At 51.6% G+C, this 20,815-nt stretch carries 16 protein-coding genes and 1 tRNA gene; 16 read left to right on the top strand and 1 reads right to left on the bottom strand.

Annotated features, from left to right (window positions below):
• The first annotated feature begins 1 nt into the window (after position 1).
• From nirJ2 to TPH_RS07620, 4 genes are read left to right on the top strand one after another with little or no spacing between them, the layout of a single operon-like run.
• Positions 2-1,498, top strand: a complete 1,497-nt coding sequence (nirJ2, locus tag TPH_RS15675; protein WP_015050615.1) for a putative heme d1 biosynthesis radical SAM protein NirJ2 — start codon at positions 2-4, stop codon at positions 1,496-1,498.
• Positions 1,452-1,919 carry a siroheme decarboxylase subunit beta gene (ahbB, locus tag TPH_RS07630; protein ID WP_015050614.1) on the top strand — a complete coding sequence of 156 codons (468 nt, stop codon included), beginning with the start codon at positions 1,452-1,454 and terminating at the stop codon, positions 1,917-1,919. Before nirJ2 ends, ahbB begins: the two co-directional genes overlap by 47 nt.
• Before the next feature lie 37 nt (positions 1,920-1,956).
• A complete protein-coding gene (gene hemL / locus TPH_RS07625; protein ID WP_015050613.1) occupies positions 1,957-3,270 on the top strand; it encodes a glutamate-1-semialdehyde 2,1-aminomutase in 1,314 nt (437 codons plus the stop codon).
• Positions 3,271-4,044, top strand: a complete 774-nt coding sequence (locus TPH_RS07620) for a CheR family methyltransferase (protein ID WP_015050612.1) — start codon at positions 3,271-3,273, stop codon at positions 4,042-4,044.
• Here the strand turns inward: TPH_RS07620 and TPH_RS15970 are convergent.
• A complete protein-coding gene (locus TPH_RS15970; RefSeq protein ID WP_330216575.1) occupies positions 4,026-4,337 on the bottom strand; it encodes a 3D domain-containing protein in 312 nt (103 codons plus the stop codon). The two genes, TPH_RS07620 and TPH_RS15970, sit on opposite strands and share 19 nt — an antisense overlap.
• A gap of 277 nt (positions 4,338-4,614) precedes the next feature.
• Here TPH_RS15970 and TPH_RS07615 point away from each other — a divergent pair, with 277 nt between their 5' ends.
• From TPH_RS07615 to TPH_RS07560, 12 genes are all read left to right on the top strand, one after another.
• On the top strand, positions 4,615-6,822 hold the full coding sequence (locus TPH_RS07615) for a cell division protein FtsA (RefSeq protein WP_015050610.1): 2,208 nt from the start codon (positions 4,615-4,617) through the stop codon (positions 6,820-6,822).
• A gap of 65 nt (positions 6,823-6,887) precedes the next feature.
• Positions 6,888-6,975 (top strand) — tRNA-Leu (locus TPH_RS07610).
• Between the two features lie 543 nt (positions 6,976-7,518).
• The gene (locus tag TPH_RS07605) at positions 7,519-8,121 is read left to right on the top strand and encodes a hypothetical protein (protein ID WP_015050609.1); all 603 of its coding nucleotides are present in this window, start codon (positions 7,519-7,521) and stop codon (positions 8,119-8,121) included.
• Between the two features lie 504 nt (positions 8,122-8,625).
• Entirely contained in the window at positions 8,626-9,525 is a 900-nt protein-coding gene (locus tag TPH_RS07600; RefSeq protein ID WP_015050608.1) for a DegV family protein, read from the top strand.
• Between the two features lie 15 nt (positions 9,526-9,540).
• Complete coding sequence (locus TPH_RS07595) at positions 9,541-11,217, top strand: ABC1 kinase family protein (protein ID WP_015050607.1); 1,677 nt, start codon at positions 9,541-9,543, stop codon at positions 11,215-11,217.
• Between the two features lie 320 nt (positions 11,218-11,537).
• Complete coding sequence (locus TPH_RS07590) at positions 11,538-12,323, top strand: ATP-binding protein (protein ID WP_015050606.1); 786 nt, start codon at positions 11,538-11,540, stop codon at positions 12,321-12,323.
• Between the two features lie 85 nt (positions 12,324-12,408).
• A complete protein-coding gene (cooS, locus tag TPH_RS07585) occupies positions 12,409-14,445 on the top strand; it encodes an anaerobic carbon-monoxide dehydrogenase catalytic subunit (RefSeq protein ID WP_015050605.1) in 2,037 nt (678 codons plus the stop codon).
• A gap of 27 nt (positions 14,446-14,472) precedes the next feature.
• Positions 14,473-16,692, top strand: a complete 2,220-nt coding sequence (acsB, locus tag TPH_RS07580; protein WP_015050604.1) for an acetyl-CoA decarbonylase/synthase complex subunit alpha/beta — start codon at positions 14,473-14,475, stop codon at positions 16,690-16,692.
• Between the two features lie 98 nt (positions 16,693-16,790).
• Positions 16,791-18,122: an acetyl-CoA decarbonylase/synthase complex subunit gamma gene (acsC, locus tag TPH_RS07575; protein WP_015050603.1), complete on the top strand. Its 1,332-nt coding sequence runs from the start codon at positions 16,791-16,793 to the stop codon at positions 18,120-18,122.
• 85 nt (positions 18,123-18,207) lie between these two features.
• Entirely contained in the window at positions 18,208-18,951 is a 744-nt protein-coding gene (locus tag TPH_RS07570; RefSeq protein WP_015050602.1) for an ATP-binding protein, read from the top strand.
• Between the two features lie 20 nt (positions 18,952-18,971).
• Complete coding sequence (locus tag TPH_RS07565) at positions 18,972-19,946, top strand: acetyl-CoA decarbonylase/synthase complex subunit delta (protein WP_015050601.1); 975 nt, start codon at positions 18,972-18,974, stop codon at positions 19,944-19,946.
• Positions 19,947-19,999: 53 nt separating this feature from the next.
• Entirely contained in the window at positions 20,000-20,794 is a 795-nt protein-coding gene (locus TPH_RS07560; protein ID WP_015050600.1) for a methyltetrahydrofolate cobalamin methyltransferase, read from the top strand.
• Positions 20,795-20,815: the final 21 nt, after the last annotated feature.

The following is a 20,815-nucleotide window of genomic DNA, read 5'->3' as shown; positions in this document are numbered from 1 at the left end:
AATGCTTGTTTCCTGGAACACTACCAATGCCTGCAATTTACGATGCCCCCACTGCTACAGGGATGCCGGGCAAAAAGCACCGCAGGAGTTGACAACTGCAGAGGGTTGTGAACTTATCGAGGAGGTGTGGCGTTCCGGCTTCCGGATCATGGTCTTTAGTGGAGGAGAGCCCCTTCTGCGCCCCGATCTCTTCGATTTGATCGACCGGGCGCGCTCACGCGGGCTGCGCCCCGTTCTGGGCACTAACGGAACCCTGATTACCAGAGAGGTCGCCCGGGATCTGAAAAAAGCAGGAGCGGCAGCAGTGGGGATCAGCATTGACAGCATCGATAGGGAGAAGCACGACCGTTTCCGGGGTGTTGACGGGGCCTGGGAGGCAACGATGGAGGGGATAGAAAACTGCCGGGCGGAAGGGCTGCCCTTCCAAATCCATTCCACAGTCTTTCCCTGGAATTATGGGGAGATAACAGATGTAACCTCCCTTGCCCTGCAAGTCGGAGCGCACGGCCACCACGTCTTCTTTTTTGTCCCTACAGGAAGGGGGAGGGGGAATGAGGAGTCCGTTGCTGCGGAACAGGTTGAAGACCTCCTTGAGCGTCTGCTTTCCCTTCAGGAAAGGTTGCCGCTGGAGATCAAGCCCACATGTGCCCCTCAATTTCTCCGCATTGCCCGGCAGAAAGGGATCAAGACGAGATTCAAGCGCGGCTGCCTGGCAGGGATATCCTACTGCATCATTGCGCCGGAGGGAGATGTCTACCCCTGCCCCTACCTGGATCTAAGTGTGGGCAATGTCCGGGAAACACCGTTTTCCCGGATCTGGGAGAACAACCCCGTTCTGTTGCGGTTGCGTACCAGGAAATACGAAGGCTATTGCGGTATCTGCAGGTACCGCGGCATCTGCGGGGGGTGCCGGGCAAGGGCTTATGCCGGCCCGGAAGCCGACTATATGGCTGAGGATCGCGGTTGCCTCTATCTGTTGCAGGAGGAAAGTAAAGTATCTCCTCTCGGTACAAAGCTCCTCCTCCGGCTCCAGGAAGGATTCCCTCTGGAAAAGGAACCGTATGCCGTCCTGGCCCGGGAACTGGGTGTTACCGAAAAAGAGGTATTGTTCGCTTTGCGCTGGCTGAAAGCCCGAGGGGCCATCAGACGCCTGGGGGCAATCTTCGATTCCCGGGGGCTTGGTTACCGGAGCACCCTCTGTGCCGCCAGCGTGCCTGAGGATCAACTGGAAAAAGCGGTCGCCATCATTAATTCCTATCCCGGTGTCACCCACAACTACCTGCGGGAGCACCGGTATAACCTCTGGTTTACCGTTACCGCTTCCTCTGAAAGGGCGCTGGAGGACGTAGTGGAGGAGATTTGCAAACGTACTGGTATTCAAGAGATATACAGCTTTCCTTCCCGTAAGGTTTATAAAATCGGAGTCAAGTTTCCCGAGGAGGAATTAGCCCGTGTTTTCAGCTCGCGAACAGGCTGTGTTGCGCCTTTTACGGTCTGATCTTCCGCTAAGCAGCCGGCCCTTCAGGATCATCGCCAGGAAGGCCGGTCTTGAGGAGGATGAGGTAATATCCATTATTAAATCCCTGGAAGGGAAAGGGGCAATCAGAAGGCTGGGGGCGGTGCTTGGCCATCGTGCCCTGGGGTATACTGCCAATGCTCTCGTGCTCTGGGCGGTTCCGGAGGAGCAGGTTGAGGAAATGGGGAGGTTAATGGCCTCCTTCCCTGAAATAACTCATTGCTATCACCGCCAGGTTCCCCCCGGCTGGTCTTATAATCTCTTTACGATGATCCATGCCCCGAACCGGGATTTATGTATGGAAAAAATACGACGCATTGCCCGGAAAATCGGAATCGACGATTATCAGGTGCTTTTCAGCACCCATGAGTTTAAGAAGACCGGTATACCTTGCGAATTATAAGCAGGCTTTGTTAATTCCTAAGATTCTGGAGGGAAATATGCAAATGAAGAATATCACCCGCTCGCGGCATCTTTTCGCAGAGGCCTGCCGGTTGCTGCCCGGCGGGGTCAACAGCCCGGTCCGGGCTTTTCAGGCAGTAGGGGGAGATCCCCTTTTCATCGCCGGAGGCCAAGGTTCGAAGATATTCGATGTGGATGGGAACGAATACATCGATTATGTCGGTTCCTGGGGTCCCTTGATCCTCGGGCATGCCCATCCTGAGATAGTTGATGCCTTGCGACAGGTGCTGGAAAAGGGGACGAGCTACGGCGCTCCTACCGAAAGGGAAGTTGAGCTCGCTTTTCTGATTGTGGAAGCCCTTCCCTCAATGGAAATGGTGCGTCTGGTCAACTCCGGAACCGAGGCCACAATGAGCGCTGTGCGCCTGGCGCGCGCTTTCACCGGAAGGAAGAAGATCGTCAAATTTGCCGGTTGTTATCACGGCCACGCCGATGGTTTTCTCGTTCAGGCGGGTTCTGGTGCCCTGACCATGGGAGTTCCTTCGAGCCCCGGGGTTCCGGAAGAGATCGGGGGCCTCACCATTGTGCTGCCCTATAATGATGGGGAGGCTGTGGAGAGAGCCTTTGAAGATCAGGGGGAGGAAATCGCCGCCGTTATTGTCGAGCCGGTAGCTGGAAACATGGGAGTTGTTCCGCCTGCACCCGGTTTTCTGCAAAAACTGCGGGAGCTGACCGCAAAGGCCGGAAGCCTTCTGATCTTTGACGAGGTGATCACGGGCTTTCGTCTCAGCTATGGGGGTGCTCAGGAATATTACGGGATTACCCCTGATCTCACCTGTCTGGGCAAAATAATCGGTGGTGGCTTACCGGTCGGAGCTTATGGCGGCAGGAAAGAAATTATGGAGCTGGTGGCACCGGCGGGACCGGTGTACCAGGCAGGGACTCTGTCCGGCAACCCCCTGGCAGTTCAGGCGGGGATAACCACACTCCGGTATCTTCGCTCGCATAAGGAAAGCATCTATCCGGAGTTAACAAAGAAAGCGGAAATACTTCAAGATGGGCTCCTTAAAGCTGCTGAAGATGCAGGTTTGCGGCTGCAGGTCAACCGTGCCGGTTCTTTGTTGTCCTTGTTTTTCACAGAGTTCCCGGTGACAGATCTGGAAACTGCCGGGAGGGCGGACCAGGGGCTTTTTAAGGGCTTTTTCGGATTGATGCTGCAGGAGGGAATTTACCTCCCGCCATCGCAGTTTGAATCCCTGTTCTTGTCCGTTGCCCATACGGATGACGACTTAAAGCGGACCATTGATGCGGCGCGGTTATCTTTTAAAAAGCTCGGTGAGGGCAGGGCTTGAATGGAGTTTGAGGAATTCATCAAAAGGATTGGAGATTTTACAGGAATTGATTTGACGAAATACAAACGCCCCCAGATGCAGCGCCGGATCACTTCCTTGATGTCAATGGAGGGATACCCCGGATATCGAGAGTATCTCAGGGATTTAAAACGGGACTCCGTTCTCCTGGAGAGATTTTTAAACCATTTGACCATCAATGTCAGTGAATTTTACCGGAATCCCTCTCAATGGGACGTGCTTGTGGAGCGGATCCTTCCGGAGATCATCAGGGTAAATCCGAGGCCTGTGTTCTGGAGTGCAGGGTGCGCTACGGGTGAAGAGCCCTATACCCTGGCAATGGTGATGCGAGAATATTTTCCCGGCGTTAGACCGCGGATTCTGGCAACTGATATCGATGATCGCGTTCTTAGCAGGGCAAAAGAGGGTCTTTACAGAAGGAGGGTTCTCCTTAATGTTCCTCCGACCCAGCTGAAAAAGTTTTTTAATTACATTAAAGAGGATCATTACCAGATCAGCGATGACATAAAAAAAATGGTTGAATTTCGGCATCATGACCTTTTCCGGGATGTTTATCCCGCCTTCTGTGATCTTATTCTCTGCCGCAATGTGATGATTTATTTTACTGAAGAGGCGAAAAGTGTTCTTTACAGGATGTTGCGTGACGCCCTGCGTCCGGGAGGTGTTCTCTTTACCGGGAGTACAGAGCAGATATTTCAGGCCTCCAGGCTCGGCCTGGAGGCCGTTGCCTCCTTTTTTTACAAAAGGGTTTCGTGAATCTCAGATTCTTTTTGAAGAATATAAGCCTTCATCTCTTTGATACCGAACAGGAGAGCCTGTTGATGGTCTTCCATAAAGATATCAATTCTGTTTCCTTTGATAACCCCCCCTGTGTCTTCAGCAATAAAAATGCCTAGACCTTCCAGATAGACCTCGCTGCCCAGGGGTATTACATCTGGATCAACGGCGATTGTTCGATTTGCCCTGGCCCGAACGCCGCTACAGGTTATCCCGTCGCTTTTTCCGCAGCAGATAGGGCAAGGACAATAAGCGGTGACGGTGACCGTCAAAGCTCGTTGCAGTTCGTGATGGTGCTCATTTTGAAGCCAAACAAAGGCTTCCTCATGGTGTGGTTCTGAAGGCAGCGCCAGAGCACTTGCTGCCGCCGGGAAAGCTCAGGCAATCAAGAGCGCGCTCAGGATGAGCAGATGTTTGATTTTCATTGCGTTCACCCTCCCCATAAAAACAACTTGATATCATTTATAAGGTGTGCAGGAGGCAATCTCTTTATTAAGATGATAATTGGTCAAAATACCATTATATTCCTTCATTAAGAAGGTGATCTAATTGGCTGATTCCCGATTGATATTTGCCCTGGACATCGGAACACGGACGGTGAAGGGGCTGGTAATGGAAACCGGTCCCGAACCCCAGATACTCGCCGTGGCCAAGAAGGAACACCGGGAAAGGACGATGTTGGACGGCCAGATCCAGGATGTTGAAAAGGTAGCCGGAGTGGTGGCAGAGGTAAAGCAGGAACTAGAGCAGATGCTCCAGATGCCACTGCGGAAGGTTGCCGTTGCTGCTGCCGGGCGGGCGCTGATCACCGTCCGCAAAAAGGCCGAACAGGATCTTTCCCCCTGGGATGAGATCAACGAGGATCAGGTTGCTTGTTTGGAGCTGGATGCCGTCCGACAGGCGCAGCAGTCACTATCAGAGGCCGGGCCGGCCAGGGACCGGTATTACTGCGTCGGATACAGCATCTATTCCTACTATCTGGATGGTAAAAAGATCGGCAACCCGGTCGGGCAGAGAGGAAGCTCTCTTGGCCTTGAGCTTATTGCAACGTTTTTGCCCTGCGTTGTTGTGGACTCCTTGCTGGCGGTTCTGGAACGCAACAATCTGGAAATGGAGCTTTTGACGCTGGAGCCGATAGCAGCTTTGGAGTATGCCATTCCCTCGACCATGCGGGGGTTGAATCTGGCCCTGGTGGATATCGGCGCGGGGACATCCGATATCGCCATCACGGCAGGGGGTACGGTGACCGCCTATGCCATGGTTCCGCTGGCGGGTGATGAAGTGACCGAAAAATTGTGCAGCCTCTACCTTTTAGATTTTCTAACCGGGGAAAAGGTTAAAAGGAAGTTGACCGCGAAAAAGACCCTGTCTTTTCGGGACGTTCTCGGCCTGAAGCGGCGGGTTGACGGGGCGGAGATAGTTGCCTCCCTGAAAGATGCGGTTCATGAAATCGCCCGGCGGATCGGAGAAAGCATCGTCGAGCTCAACGGAGGCCCACCCCAGGCCGTGATCTGTATCGGCGGAGGCAGCATGACGCCGGGGATTACGGGAGAGCTGGCGGAATATTTGGGCCTTTCAGGGGAACGGGTAGCGGTGCGCAGTGCCGATAAGGTGCGGGAAGTTAAGGGGTTGAGCCGGGATATTTCCGGCCCCGATGGGGTGACACTTTTGGGGATAGCTTTTATGGCTATGCGTCCCAAGGCTCTCGGACTCTGTCAGATTCAGGTCAACGATAGGGCCGTCAAGCTGTTTCGGGGAGCCGGCACCACCATTGGGGAGGCCTTGCTCGCCGCCGATATTAAATTTTCCGATCTTTGCGGGCAGCCAGGGAGACCCCTTACTGTAGAAGTCAATGGGGAATTGCGGATGATTAAGGGGGAAACGGGCAGGCCGGCTCCGATCTATCTCAACGGGGAACCCGCCCGAATCGATACCGTACTGCCTCCCAACTCGATAATCAAAGTGGGAAAACCCGAACCGGGAAGGGATGCAGAGGCTCTGATAGCGGATCTCCTTCCCCAGCAGGAAGCTCCGGTGAAACGGATAACTTGTAATAACAAAGAGTATAGTCTTCAATATTTGATCTATATGAACGGCCAAGTGGTTGCTCCCTCCACCCCACTTCTGGATCGCTCACGGGTAACCTGGCGCCCTGTCAGGACGGTTCGGGATGCCCTGCTTGCTGCGGGTTTTTCAGAAGAGCAGATTGCCCTGAGGCCGGTACGGATTACAATCAACGGCAAGCCGGAGGAACTCCGGAGGGGGGCTGTTTCCGTTCGTATCAACGGTAACAGTGCCGATTTACAAGACCCGATCGCTGATGGAGATGTCCTTGATTTTGAACCGGCTTCCGTATTAAGGGTAAGAGATCTGCTGACCCAAAAAAGGATCCCTCACCAGGGAACGGGGATCAAGGTTTTTGTTAATGGCGAAGGCATTATTTTGCGAGGAGGCGAAATGAGGATCCTCAAGAACGGCCGAGAGGTTAATGAAGATGAGGTTGTGGAAGACGGCGATGAATTCTGTTTGGAAGAGGGCGGATACACTCCCATCCTGGCCGATGTCTTTAAATATATATCTTTTGACCAGCACCCAAAGCGGGCGTCATCTAAACTGGTAACACTGATCAACGGGAAAGAAGCCCAATTTACAACCCCGCTGAAACAGGGAGATAAAGTGAGAATCTACTGGAAGGACGGGGAAGCAGCAGTTTCGGATTCAAAAAATAAAATCGGTGCTGTTACCCGATTGAAGTAACAAAAACAACAGATGATGGTCTTGACAGCAGGAAATAAACGTGTTATCTTGTTTACTGAAATTGAGCGGCTGTGGCGGAATTGGCAGACGCGCTAGACTCAGGCTCTAGTGGTCATTGCGACCGTGGAGGTTCAAGTCCTCTCAGCCGCACCAGAAATGAGAAGGCTTCCGGGGTTTTAAGCGGAAGCCTTTTATCACCTATCAGTAGCGCAGTTAACTGCAATTGAAGGGAAAACTTAACCGGAAAAAGCGCACTGTCTGCCGGTAAGCGATATGGTAGTGTCTTAATTTTTTTGCCTTGTATCTTTTGCAGGGCTTTTTCTTTGTTCACAGGCCATCAACATTCCTGCCAGGCTTCCTGTAAGCCGGGTTAAGTGGCTGTAATAAAGGTCAAGGGTCATAGTAATAGAGGAATAGCCTAACCTTCCTGCCCTACCTTTGGGTTAGCAGCTTCTTTCCAAATATCAACAGTCGATTTTTCCCCTCTTAGCAGTGTCTTTTTCCCAAATGCAACACGGCAGGAAGAAATCTTACTGTTCAAAATAATTTCGACAAAAGATATCTTAAAATCGACCCTTGTTTTTCCTTATCCCCTTTGATATGCTAATGATGGCAACTGATACCAGTTTGCAAAGAGCAACACCCAGATGATGAGAGAAACCAAGAGGGATATCATAAGAAAGGAGTTCTGGAGCCTTGAAGAAAGCAGATTGGCTGAAAGTTGTCTTGTGTTCAGCTATTGTTTCGGTCGTTGTTTCGGTGCTGGTTTTCCTGGCAATTTTTCCTGCGGTGCGGCAGCTGCCTGGGGAACCCAAGGAGGAACCCAAGGAGGAAAAAGGGACGCTGGATCTGTACGTGCGCGCGGAACCGGCCAAAAACGGGGTAAAAATTGTGTTGCACTTTCCCGACATTAAGAAGAAAAACATCACGCCCACCACCGGGAAGGGAATTGTAAAAGAGGGCTATTTCAAGGAAGAAGAGAACGGAATGATCGGAGTCTATTTTCCTGGCACCCAGGGGAAAAGGTTTGCCTCGATTGCTCCGGGGGATTTCGCAAGATACCGGGGATGCCCTTTTATCTTTGTCCAAAACACGCTCTTTCGGGAAAAAGATATTGCAGCTGCATCCGGTCTTATCGAGGAAATGGTGGTCATTCGAAATGAACCTCTGGATGTGCCGGGAACTCTGTTGATCGTCATACCCAAGAATAATATATACTTTATGCCCGATAGCTATCCCTATAACGACGAAACACGCAAAACAATACTCCTTAAAAAAGTCGGCAGCCCACCGGAGTAAATTTTACTGGGTGTCTTTAGCGGAATATAATTCACCAATTCGTTTATATGGGGAGCAGGAGGATTGAGCCCGGTGCTGCAGGGATTTCCCCATGGCAGCTGCCGGGCTTTTTTCCGGGTCCGCCGGTAAGGTACAGCGATTCCGCATGTAATTTGATGGCACCGGCACTCCTCTATCCGGCCTGCGGAGGCCGCTATGACACCTCCGCATCCCCTGCGGCATGGGAGGTGCCGGTTTGTTGCTGCACCGCACTGCGGGCATTTTACCGGCTGAGCCCGCGCCGCACCGAGGGCAGGTAGCGCCCAGGGAGGGGAAGCTGCAGGCAGATCTGAGCCCCCATCAGAGCCGGCGGCTGGAATGATCTGTTTTCTCTGATTGTGGTTTTGGGGATTTGATACTGATCAGCAATTACCGGACAATGAAACCGGGGCTATGCATGTAAAATTCTGTTTATAATGCTATAATAAACTTTAAAACAGGACTAATAATCTTAAGAGGTGGGTCATGAAAAAGATCGGATTTGTTACTGACAGTACGGCATACCTCCCCCCTGCTTTCAAGGAACAACATCAGATCGAAGTGGTTTCTCTGACCATTAATTTTGAAGAAGAGAGTTATCCCGAAGTGGACTTATTCGATGATTTTGACGGATTTTATAAAAGGCTTCGTCAGGCCTCCACTCTCCCGACCACCTCCCAGCCGTCAATAGGCGATTTTCTGAATGTCTATCAAAAGCTGGGGGAAAAGGTGGAAAGCATTATTTCAGTCCACATCACCGAAGGGATCAGCGGAACGATAAAATCGGCGCGCTCTGCTGCGGCAATGCTGCCGGAACTGGATATAACGGTTGTTGACTCCAATGCCACTGCAGTTGCCATCTACATGATACTCAAAGCGGCGGTGCGGGCAGCAGATGCGGGGTTGGAAAAAGATAAAGTTCTGGAAATCATCAACTACATCGTTGATAACCAGAAGCTCTACTTTTTGCCGGAAACCCTGGAATACCTGCGGCGGGGAGGGAGGATCGGAGGCGCTGCGGCTCTTATCGGAACACTGCTACAGATCAGGCCTATCCTCTTTTTTAATAAAGAGAGGAACTGCATTATTGATGTATATGAAAAAGTGCGGACGAGGGAGAAGGGGTTACAGAGGATCCTTGAGGAGTTGGAAAGGGATTACCGTACATGCCCCGATCTGGAGGTTGCTGTTGTTCATGTGGGGGCGGAAAATTTGGGGCAAGATTTAATGCGCCGGGTCCAAAATCTTCTGCCCGATTGTCGCCCGGATTACTGCCCGGTGGGGCCTGTCATCGGTGCGCATATCGGTCCCGGTACGGTAGGCTTATACTTCTACCCTGTGAAGCGGCAGCATAAAAGTTTGTTACAGGAATCTGTGGGCAGGTGAAGGGAGCATCCCCAAATGATTAGAAGCAGGGGACTGTTGTATCACTACCGACACTGGCACCGCTACCAGGAAATATTAAGCGTCCTGATCAGAAATGGATTTAGCTTTGTTGTTGAAAGGCTTGATCTCCCCGGTTTGCCGCTGCATCGCCGTTTAAAAAAAGCCGTTGCCCCCGGGAAAGATGAACTTGCCAACCTGCCGCAGCGGGTAGCAAGGGTGTTAGGCGAATTGGGGCCGACATTTATCAAGCTCGGCCAGTTGCTCAGTACAAGAGCCGATCTCCTGCCTGCGGAGTACCTACAAGAACTGTCCAAGCTCCAGGATCATGTACCGCCTCTCTCCTCGGAAGAGGTGGAGAAACTTATTGTGGAGGAATTCGGGCGCCCGATTAACGAAATATTCGCCGGGTTTGAACCCCAAGCACTGGCGTCGGCATCTATCGGCCAGGTCCACCGGGCAACACTGCCGGACGGACAGGCCGTTGTCGTTAAAATTCGTCGTCCCGGGGTTGCCCGGATGATCCGTGTTGATTTGGAGATTCTTGAAGATATTGCTAAAATTGTGGAGCACCGTACCCGAGTGGGAAGAATTTATAATATCGCCGGAATGGTGGCGGAATTTCGAAACACCCTTTTGGAGGAGTTGGACTTTACCCTGGAAGGGCGCAATGCCGAAATCTTAAAAAAGAATATGCAAGAGGACCCGCATGTCTATATACCCAAAGTTTTCTGGGATTACACAACAGAGCGGGTGCTGGTGCTTGAGTATGTAAAGGGGCGCAAGATAACCAACCGGAAGGAACTGCTTGATGCAGGTTTTGATCCTCGATTCATCGCCCAAACCCTGGTCGATTCCATCATTAAGCAAATATATATTGACGGCTTCTTTCACAGCGATCCTCATCCCGGAAACCTCGCCATACTTCCGGGGAATAAAATAGTTTTTCTCGATTTCGGGCAGGTTGGTCACCTCGATGAGGAGCTGCGCGAAAAAGCCGCCGACTTAGTGCTGGCCCTCGCCCGCCATGATATCGACGGGGTTCTAAGAGGAATCTTAAGGATCGGGATGGCCAACAAGCAACCGGATCTGTCAGGATTGCGACGTGATATAAGCAGGCTGGAACGAAAGTATTACGGTATGCCTTTAAGTGAGATCCAGGTCGGTGTATCTATTCAAGAACTTATGGAAGTCGCCTGGCGACATCAGATTCAGGCGCCGTCCGACTTCGTGATGGCGGTTAAGGCGCTGGTTACTCTGGAGGGTACGATAAGGGAACTGGCGCCCGACATCAGCCTGGTAGAAATAGCCGAACCATTCGCCAGACGCGTCATTTTGCACCGTTATGATCCCCGTCGGCTTCTCCATATAATCAGGCAAAATCTTGCTCAAACCGCTAGCGGTTTTGCTCATCTTCCTGCTTTGGCAGAAGAGGTTATCGAAAAGATGAGGAGCGGTCGATTTGTCATTTCTGTAGAAAACCGGGAGTTGCCCTTTGCGGTTAATCAACTGAGAAGGGGGATACACCAGCTGGCGCTGAGCATGATTCTTTCGAGCCTCCTCATTGCTGGCGCCATTCTGGTAAGCAGTAACCCTTCATCTTTTTTTGTTCGCTTCCACCTCTCCGAGATCATCTTCGGGGCGGCCCTTCTAACTTCGCTGTTGTTGATGATAACCATTTTATTAAGAAATTAATGTTCAGGTTGGAGAATATTTTTAGCCTAAGAAGGAAATTTTCATCCTTTAGCGAATATACATTTTAAAGTCCTACGGCCTTCTTTTTGTGCGCGCGTTCATTTCGCTTATAAGTGCTGAGCAAAAGTGATTTGCTTTTTGAGCATTTAAAGGAGGATTTTAAGAGGCTGTGTAGAACACAAATAATGGCGTTTTTAGTGGGTATCAATGACCAAAACAACTGATTCGTGATCCCAGGGGGCAATCAAAAGGGGGCCACTCAAAAGACAGTAGCAAAATGTCCGGTTGCACTGCTGTTTATTTAGAAAGGGAGTGTTGTCGTGAAGATAGCCGTTACAGGCAAGGGAGGAGTCGGAAAAACCACCCTTGCCGCCGGACTGGCGAAGCACTTTGCCCGCTGTGGTTATCAGGTATACGCAGTTGACGCCGATCCCGATATCAGCCTGGGAACCACTCTGGGAGTACCTGAAGAGCAACTTGCCGCTCAGCCACCGCTGATAGAAATGAAAGAATTGATAAAGGAGCGGACGGGAGCGGGAGGAGCATTCTATATCCTCAATCCTCAAGTTGATGACGTTCTTGACAAATATTCCATCGACCTCAGCAATATCAAACTGCTCCGCATGGGCGGTTACAAACAGGCAGGGACTGCCTGTTACTGCCCTGAGAACTCCTTCCTTAATGCTGTTGTGAATTCTCTCCTTCTCGGCAATCATGATGTGGTTATCCTCGATTTCGGCGCAGGTATTGAACACCTAACCCGCGGCACTGCTCGGGGAGTAGACCTGATGCTGATTGTCACCGAGCCGACAAGGGTCAGCGTGGAGACAGCGCGGGTGATCCAAAAGCTGGCAAGAGAAATAGGCGTTCCCAAAATACGAATAGTAGGCAACAAGGTCCGCAACAGCCGGGAGAAAGAATTTTTAATGTCTTCTTTTGATAAAGATGAATTATTGGGTGTGATGCAATACAATGATGAGCTCTGGGAGAAGTCGATGCTCGACGAGCCCAGAGAGATGGAGGAAATACTTATTAATTCAGTCAGTAATATCTTTAACCTGATTAGAGGGGGTGATGTTGAAGCGGGTACAGCTGCAAAGAGTTGAGGAGCCTTGTGGAGGTCGCAAGGAAATTCGGGTTCCTGGTTGATTTGAGGTTTGTTTTGACCTTAATTAAAAGGGGGTTAAATGTATGCCGAGATTTAGGGATACCTCTTTACAGAATTCCAAACCGTCGGTGGACCGGAAGAACAGAATTAAAGAACCGAAGAACATAATGCGCACGGTGGATCCAGCGGCGTTGGAAATTTTGGAGTATACCAAGGAAAACAACATCATCACGGCGTTTGACCGCTGGTCTGCCCAACAACCGCAGTGTGCTTTTGGCTATCAGGGTATTTGCTGCCGCATCTGCTTTGCCGGTCCCTGCCGGATAAAGGGCGTGGAAGGGCCCGGCAGCATGGGTATTTGCGGCGCCAGAGACTATACTATCGTGGCTCGTAATGCCATCAGAATGATGGCCGGCGGTTGCTCCGCGCACTCCGACCACGGACGAGAGCTCGTCGAAGTCCTTTATCATTTGGCTGAAGGGCATGCCCCTGATTACGAAGTCAGGGATCCCGATAAGCTGCGCCGCGTTGCCAAGAAAATCGGCCTGGAAATCGAAGGCAAATCCGATCTGGATCTTGCTAAAGAAGTTGCAGAAGTTGCCTTTGAGGACTATGGGCGCCATACTTCTGAGGGCTGTAAATTCTTGAAAGCCAACATTTGTGAAAAGCGAATTAAAAAGTATGAAGAAACTGACACGATGCCCAGGGCTATTGATCGTGAAGTTGTTGAGGTTATGCACCGTACGCATGTGGGTGTCGATGCCGATCCCGTTAACTTGATTTTTGGCGGAATTAAGTGTTCTCTCGCTGACGTAACAGGAGAGCATATTTCCACGGATATTTCGGATATTCTCTTCGGTACGCCTAAGCCTGTCATGAGTGAGGCCAACCTGGGCGTCATCGATCCGGATAAGGTGAACATCATCGTTCACGGCCACAACCCTGTACTGAGCCAGATGGTTGTAGATACCGCGAGGGAGCTCGAGGAAGAGGCTAAGGCTGCTGGTGCCAAGGGAATCGGAATTTCTGGTATTTGCTGCACCGGAAACGAGGTCCTGATGCGCAATGGGGTCCCCATCGCTACCAGTTACATGGCCCAGGAGCTGGCCATAGCAACAGGTGCCATCGATGTCATGGTCGTTGACGTGCAGTGTATCATGCCCGGACTGCGCAATGTTTGTGAGTGCTTTAATACCAAGCTGGTAACGACGATGTCGATATCTAAGATTCCTGGTTCCTACCACTTTTCTTTTGAAGACTCTAAGGCCAAGAAGAGTGCAGAGGCCATTATCAGATTGGCCATAGAAGCATATAAAGACCGCAAGAATACTGGGCGGCCTGTAAGGATTCCGCAGTTTAAAAACAAGTTAATGGCTGGTTTCAGCCTGGAAGCGTTATTAGATCTCTTTGCAGCTATTAACCCGGACAATCCCATCAAGGTTCTCACGGATGCCATTATTAATGGGGAAATTGCCGGTGTTTGTGCACTGGCCGGGTGCAACAACCTGGAGGCAGTATACGAGAAGAATCATACCGAGATTGTTAAAGAGCTGGCCAAAAACAATGTCTTCATGGTCGGTACCGGATGTGTGATGCAGGCTGCTGCCAAGCATGGTCTGTTGAACTATGAAGCGGTTGAGAAATATGCAGGACCTGGTCTGAAGAGGTTTATCGACAGGCTTTACGAGGCTAATAAGGATAAGCTTTCAGATAAATTACCGTTGGCCTTCCATATGGGTTCCTGTGTGGACAACAGCCGTATCCTCGATCTCTGGACAGAAATGGCAAATGCGCTTAATGTGGATGTTCCTAAAGTCCCGTTTGTGGCTACTGCTCCAGAGGGAATGAGTGAGAAAGCTGTTGCAATCGGTACCTGGGTGGTTGCTAGCGGCATTCCCTGCCATGTTGGTGCTATGCCTCCCTTGGAAGGCAGCAATTTGGTGTGGAGTGTTGTCACCTGTATAGCCCACGATGTCTTCGGCGGCTACTTCATCCTGGAAACTGATCCTCAAGAGGCAGCGAAGAAACTGCTGGCAGCGCTCGAGTACCGGGCCTGGAAGCTCAAGGTTCATATGAAGGCTGCTGAAGAGTATGGAACCGAACTTTGCCAGGCATTTTAAGGAGCCTAGAGGAAAGGGGGAAAAAGCATGTCCACAGCGTGGCGCGTCGAAAGAGAAAGATTTGAAGAGATCTACGAAGGTTCTATAGAGCCGGGAAAAGAACCTAAAAAACTGTTCCGACAGGCATATGAGGGGACCATTGTTGCCCTCAGTTACGCCGAGATCCTGCTCAACAAGGCGATCAAGGATTATGGAGAAGATCACCCTGTAGGCTATGGCGGAGAAACAGCATACTTTATTCCGGCCATCAGAGCTTTGAGCGGGTTAGAGATCAGGACATTAGGCGAATTCGTACCGATTCTCAATAAAATGAGGGATCAGGTGCGGTTGGAACTCACATTGGAGAATGCACTTCTCTGGGGTGAGGCAGTTATCCATGCAGCGGAAATTATCGAGGCAGTAAGATATGCAACAGGAGCACATGAATTTCTCCCCAGACCGTGGACAGGGTTTCTCTCTGACACTTATGTTCGTAAATGGGGTATCAAACACGTAGACTGGACGATCCCGGGCGAAGTTGTAATCGTTGGCCGCTTCCGGACCTCCGATGATGCCCTCAGGATTGTCAACAAGCTGGTGCAAAAGGGCTTCATGATCTTCCTGGTGGACGAAGTCATCGAGCAGTTGCTGGAGAAAGGATATAAGTTTGATATTGATGCTTGGCCGGTGTATCCGCTGGGTAACTTCACCCAGGTCATCCATGCCGTTAACTATGCTCTTCGTGCCTCCTCAATCTTCCCGGGCATCCCAGCCGGCGACAAGTTTATGCACAGGAACTATCAGCGTGACCGTATTCTCGTTTTCGTGATGGCGCTGGGAGAGAGGGATATAGTAAAGGTTGCCGCCTGCTTCGCTGCCATTTACCTGGGCTTCCCGTGCCTTGTCGATCAGCCGCTTGATGAAGACGAGATCTGGCCGGATTGGTACTTCTCTGTTCCCGATTACGATGAAATGGTGCAGGAAGGCATCGAGGTGCGCGGAATAAAGATTACCGCCATTGATATTGACGTTCCGATTGCTCACGGCCCTGCCTTTGAGGGGGAAGCCATCCGCAAGGCCGATATGTTTGTCGAGTTCGGCGGCGGGCGTTCCCCTGCCTGCGAGCTGGTCAAGATGGTTCCGGCGGAGGAGGTTACCGACGGCAAGATCGAGGTGATCGGCCCCGATGTCGACCAGATGGAGGAAGGGAAGGCCTATCCTTTGGGGATTTTGATCAAGGTTTACGGGCGGAAATTCCAGGAGGACTTCGAGCCGGTCCTCGAGCGGAGGGTACACTACTACTTCAACTACGGTGAAGGCGTCTGGCACATGGGTCAGAGGGACCAGAACTGGGCGCGTATCAGCAAAGCGGCACGTGAGAAGGGCGTGACCCTCAAAGATATCGGAAAGATTCTCTACGCCTACTACAAGAAAGAGTATGCTGCAATAGTCGACAGGCTTGAGGTGCAGTTCATGACAGATGCTTCAGAAGTCGAAAAACTATTAAAAGAGGCGCGGGAGAAGTACCAGAAGCGTGATGACAGGCTGAAGAACCTGCGGGACGATGCGGTAGACGTCTTCTACACTTGCACCCTCTGCCAGTCCTTTGCACCCACCCATATCTGTTTTGTGTCTCCGGAGCGGACGGGTCTCTGCGGTGCCGTCAGCTGGCTTGACGCCAAGGCAACTTATGAGATCGACCCGACTGGTGTCTGCCAGCCCGTACCGATTACGTCGGAGTATGTGATCGATCCTGTTAAGGGCGAGTGGTCTTCCCTTAACGAAGAGGCAGCAGCCAGAACCCAAGGGAAGACGACTTCGGTCTGCATGTACACCATGATGGACCGCCCGATGACTACCTGCGGGTGCTGCGAGTGTATCCTGGCGGTAGTGCCCGAGTGCAACGGCATCATGGTAACCACCCGTGAGCATAAAGGGGATACTCCCGTGGGTATGACCTTCTCTACCCTGGCCGGTATGGTCGGTGGTGGTAACCAGACACCAGGATTTATTGGAGTCGGTCGCCTCTACCTCGTAAGCCGCAAATTCCTGCCAGCCGACGGTGGAATCGGAAGGCTCGTCTGGATGCCCAAAGAGTTGAAGGAGCAGTTGCGGGATCAGTTGAATGAACGTGGTAAGGAAGAAGGCTTTGGGGACAACTTCGCCGATATGATCGCTGATGAAACAATAGGCGTTACCGCAGATGAGATCCTGCCCTACCTTGAGGAGAAGGGGCATCCTGCACTTAAGATGGATCCGCTGATGTAACGCTGAGAAGAACCCAGTACCAGGGTCACCGGTTCCTCCCGGTGACCCTGGGATGGTTCTTTAAAAAAAGAATAAAGTAAAGAAAGGAGAAGTGACAAATGGGTTTAACAGGACTAGCTATCTTCAAGCTGCTTCCAAAGACAAACTGTAAAGAGTGTGGCGTACCGACGTGCATGGCTTTCGCCATGGCTCTGGCAGCGGGGAAGGCTACGCTGGATCAGTGCCCTTATGTCTCCGATGAGGCCAAAGAAGCCCTGGAGTCGGCAACAGCTCCGCCGATTAAACTCGTAAAAGCGGGGTCAGGGGACAAGGTGCTCGAGATGGGTGATGAGCAGGTCATCTTCCGTCATGACAAAACCTTCTATCACCCGACGGGTATCTTCATCGAGGTGGCTGATGACAGCAATGTTGAGGCGAAAGTTGAGGAGATTAACGGGATTGTCTTCGAGCGTGTCGGACAGAGGTATGAGATTGACGGTGTAGCCATAGTTAACGCCTCCGGTAATGCTGATACCTTCAAGAATGCCGTGGCTGCGGCTGCTGCCAAGACCGGCAAGGTGCTACTGTTGGTCAGCGAGGATCCGGCAGCGATAGAGGCGGCGGCAGCCGGTGTAGCGGAGCGGAAACCGATTCTTTATGCTGCCAACGGCGACAACTACGAAAAGATGGTTGAAATCGCTAAGAAGATCAATGCTCCCCTGGTTGTTAAGGGCAAGGACCTGAGCGATCTGGCAGATCTGGTAGGGAAAATCGTAGGGCTCGGTTACAAGGAGCTGATCCTGGATAGCGGCGAGCGTGAAACATCCAAGGTGCTGGCCGACCTTACCCAGATCCGGCGGCAGGCCATCAAAAAACGCTTCCGGCCATTCGGTTACCCAACGATTGCCTTCACCACAGAAGAGGATCCGTACCTGGAGGCCCTACAGGCGCAGGTCTATGTCTCTAAGTATGCCAGTGTCGTCGTTATGAAGACAACCGAACTTGCCAGCCTGTTGACGCTATTCAGCTGGAGAGACAATATTTACACCGATCCGCAGAAGCCGATCGCGGTGCAGCCCGGTGTTTATGCCATCGGCGATGTAACGCCGGATTCTCCTGTCTACATTACGACCAACTTCTCGTTGACCTTCTACACGGTGCAGACCGAAATTGAGGCGACCAAGCTTCCGAGCTACCTGATTGCCTTCGACACAGAGGGATTATCAGTGCTTACTGCTTGGGCGGGTGGCAAGTTCATCGGCGAAAACATCGGTCCCTGGCTGAAGGATTCTGACCTCAACCAGAAGGTAAGCCACAAGAAGCTCATAATCCCGGGTGGCGTCGCAGCGATCAAGGGCAAGATCGAAGAGCTCTCCGGGTGGGAGGTCATTGTCGGACCGCGCGAGGCCAATGGAATCGGGACCTTTGCAAAACTGAAATTAGGTGCTTAATAGATTAGACGGTTGGCCCGGGGAACCCGCTTGCTGAGCTGTAACAATAGATGGGCGAAAAAGAAAGAGAAAGGTGGGCTTGAACATGGCAAAGCATTTAGCAATGGCCGGAAAGGGAGGAACAGGTAAAACCACAATCGCTTCACTCCTGATAAGATATTTGATAGAGCAGAAGAAGGGTTCAATACTGGCAGTTGATGCTGACCCTAATTCCAATCTTAATGAGGCGCTGGGGTTCGAGGTTCCCAATACAATCTCAACAATTTTAGCGGACATTAAGAAGAACAACGTCCCGACCGGCATGACCAAAGAAACGTACCTGCAGTTAAAGCTTCACCAAGCCCTTGTTGAAACTAAAGATGTTGATCTGCTGGTAATGGGAGGACCGCAAGGGCCAGGATGTTACTGTTTTCCGACCGACCTGCTCAAGCGACACCTTGCCGTGTTGGACAAGAATTATGACTACATGGTGATCGATAACGAGGCCGGCATGGAGCACATCAGCCGGCAGACCATTCAAGATGTCGATATTATGTTTGTCGTTTCAGATGCCACGGCGAAAGGTGTGCGTACGGCGGGCAGGATCTATGAACTGGCAAAATCGTTAAATATTAAAATAGGAGAAGCGTACCTTATTATCACGAAAATATCCGACCCGGAGCCCCTCCAGAGTGAGATTGATGCTACCGCGCTCAATTTGTTAGGGATTGTGCCCAATGATCCAATGGTGGTGGAGTTCGATCTGGAGGGGAAACCGATGATGGATCTCCCGGCTAGCTGCCCTGCAGTTCAGGCAACGCGGGAGATGTTCGGTAAACTATCACTTTAGTAAAGAAAGGAGAGAAAATTATGCCAGCTGAGATTTTGAAAGAAAAATTTACTGGTAGAGTGCAGGAAGTAGTACTCGGCGCAACCAAGGATGAAGGCGGAACGAGAGCCTATACTGTTAAGCTGGGCGGCAGTTCAACCCTTCCCTTTCTCCAGTTTGAAGGTGATATACCCAACCGTCCGGTTATAGCGTTTGAAATCTGGGATATTAAGCCCGATTGGCACGAATGCTTTGCCGAGTACTACAGCGATGTTTGGGAAGATCCCGTAGCCTGGGCGAAAAAAGCCGAGGAATTGGGAGCGGATGTTATTTACCTGAAGTTAAGAGGTGCCGATCCGGAACTGGAAAATTCCAAGTCTCCCGATGAGTGCGCAAAAGTTGTCAAAGCCGTCTTGGAGAACACCGGAGCGCCTTTGATGGTAGAGGGGCCAGGTAACCCCGATAAGGACAATGAGGTGCTGCAGGCTGTGGCGGAGGCAGCTGCTGGTGAAAACATAGCTATAGGCCTTGCAGAGAAGGACAACTACCGCGGTATTGCTGCTGCCGCCATGATGGGCAAACACTGCATTATCGCCCGTTCACCGGTGGACATAAATATTTTGAAACAGCTGAACCTCATGATTACCGAAATGGGAGTTGCACCCGAAAAGATCATAAATGACCCCTTGACTGGTGGTCTGGGATACGGAATCGAATACTCCTACTCCATTATGGAGAGAGCGCGCTGGGGAGCTCTGATTGGCGACAAGATGATGGCCTTCCCGGTTGTTTGCCTGGCTGGTCCAGAAGCCTGGCGGGCGAAGGAAGCCAATGCTCCTCTTGAGGATGCCGGCCCCGGTTGGGGTGAGCAGAAGCCGAGGGGCATTATGTGGGAGGCCATGACTGCAGCCGCTCTTCTGCAGGCGGGTGGTGACCTCGTCTTGATGAGGCATCCTGAGGCTGCGAAGCTGCTGAAAAAGCACATTGAGAGCCTGATGGTGCCTAACGTGTATTAATTTCATGGGTGAGGGGTAAGCGATTTACTTATAAAAAAGGAGGAGGTAAGCAGATGGCTTTTTATATGATCGGTGAGAGAATTAATGGTATGTTTAAGGACATCGGGGAAGCCGTCGCCAAGTTTGATCCGAAGCCGATCCAGGAATGGGCTATTAAACAGACAGAAGCAGGGGCGGCGTATCTTGATGTCAACGTAGGTCCAACGGCGGCCGATCGTGTCAAATCGATGCGCTGGATGGTGGAGGTCATTCAGGAGGTCTGCGATACCCCGCTCGCCCTGGACTCTACCAACTACGATGCCATCGAAGCAGGCCTGGAGATCTGCAAAAAGCCGGCTTTGATAAACTCCTGCCCCTGTGAGAGGCCGAAGATCGAGCGCGTCTTCCCAATGGCGAAGAAATACGGCGCCAAGATTATCGCCCTGACCATGGATAAAAGCGGTATTCCCAAGAGCGCCGATGCTCGTGTTGCCTTCGCCATGGAACTGGTGGCGGCTGCAGACGAGTTCGGGCTTTCGCCGGACGATCTGTTTATAGACCCCCTGATCCTGCCCTGCAACGTTGCACAGGACCATGCCCCCGAAGTTTTGGAGGCGCTGCGCCAGATCAGGACACTTTCCGATCCGCCGCCACATACTACACTAGGGCTTAGCAACGTTTCCCAGGGCACCCCGTTCCGTCCTCTGATCAACCGGACGTACTGCGTCATGGCAATGACCTGCGGGCTTGACTCGGCGATTATGGACGTTAACGACGACGAACTGGTAGATGCCATAGCCACCGCAGAGGTGCTGTTGAATCAGTCGATTTACTGCGATTCTTATGCGAAAGTGTTCAGGCAGAGATAAACATCAGCAGATAGTGAGGTC

This window comes from Thermacetogenium phaeum DSM 12270, assembly GCF_000305935.1.
Taxonomy (GTDB): Bacteria; Bacillota; DSM-12270; order Thermacetogeniales; family Thermacetogeniaceae; genus Thermacetogenium; species Thermacetogenium phaeum.
The sequence above is the reverse complement of the archived record's forward strand: the minus strand, read 5'-3'. Positions and strand labels throughout refer to the sequence as shown.

Coding starts and splice junctions, on each gene's coding strand:
- TPH_RS07600 (WP_015050608.1), top strand. CDS start 8,626: ATGAAAAAGATCGGATTTGTTACTGACAGTACGGCATACCTCCCCCCT.
- hemL (WP_015050613.1), top strand. CDS start 1,957: ATGCAAATGAAGAATATCACCCGCTCGCGGCATCTTTTCGCAGAGGCC.
- TPH_RS07560 (WP_015050600.1), top strand. CDS start 20,000: ATGGCTTTTTATATGATCGGTGAGAGAATTAATGGTATGTTTAAGGAC.
- cooS (WP_015050605.1), top strand. CDS start 12,409: ATGCCGAGATTTAGGGATACCTCTTTACAGAATTCCAAACCGTCGGTG.
- acsB (WP_015050604.1), top strand. CDS start 14,473: ATGTCCACAGCGTGGCGCGTCGAAAGAGAAAGATTTGAAGAGATCTAC.
- TPH_RS07620 (WP_015050612.1), top strand. CDS start 3,271: ATGGAGTTTGAGGAATTCATCAAAAGGATTGGAGATTTTACAGGAATT.
- TPH_RS07595 (WP_015050607.1), top strand. CDS start 9,541: ATGATTAGAAGCAGGGGACTGTTGTATCACTACCGACACTGGCACCGC.
- acsC (WP_015050603.1), top strand. CDS start 16,791: ATGGGTTTAACAGGACTAGCTATCTTCAAGCTGCTTCCAAAGACAAAC.
- TPH_RS07565 (WP_015050601.1), top strand. CDS start 18,972: ATGCCAGCTGAGATTTTGAAAGAAAAATTTACTGGTAGAGTGCAGGAA.
- TPH_RS07570 (WP_015050602.1), top strand. CDS start 18,208: ATGGCAAAGCATTTAGCAATGGCCGGAAAGGGAGGAACAGGTAAAACC.
- nirJ2 (WP_015050615.1), top strand. CDS start 2: ATGCTTGTTTCCTGGAACACTACCAATGCCTGCAATTTACGATGCCCC.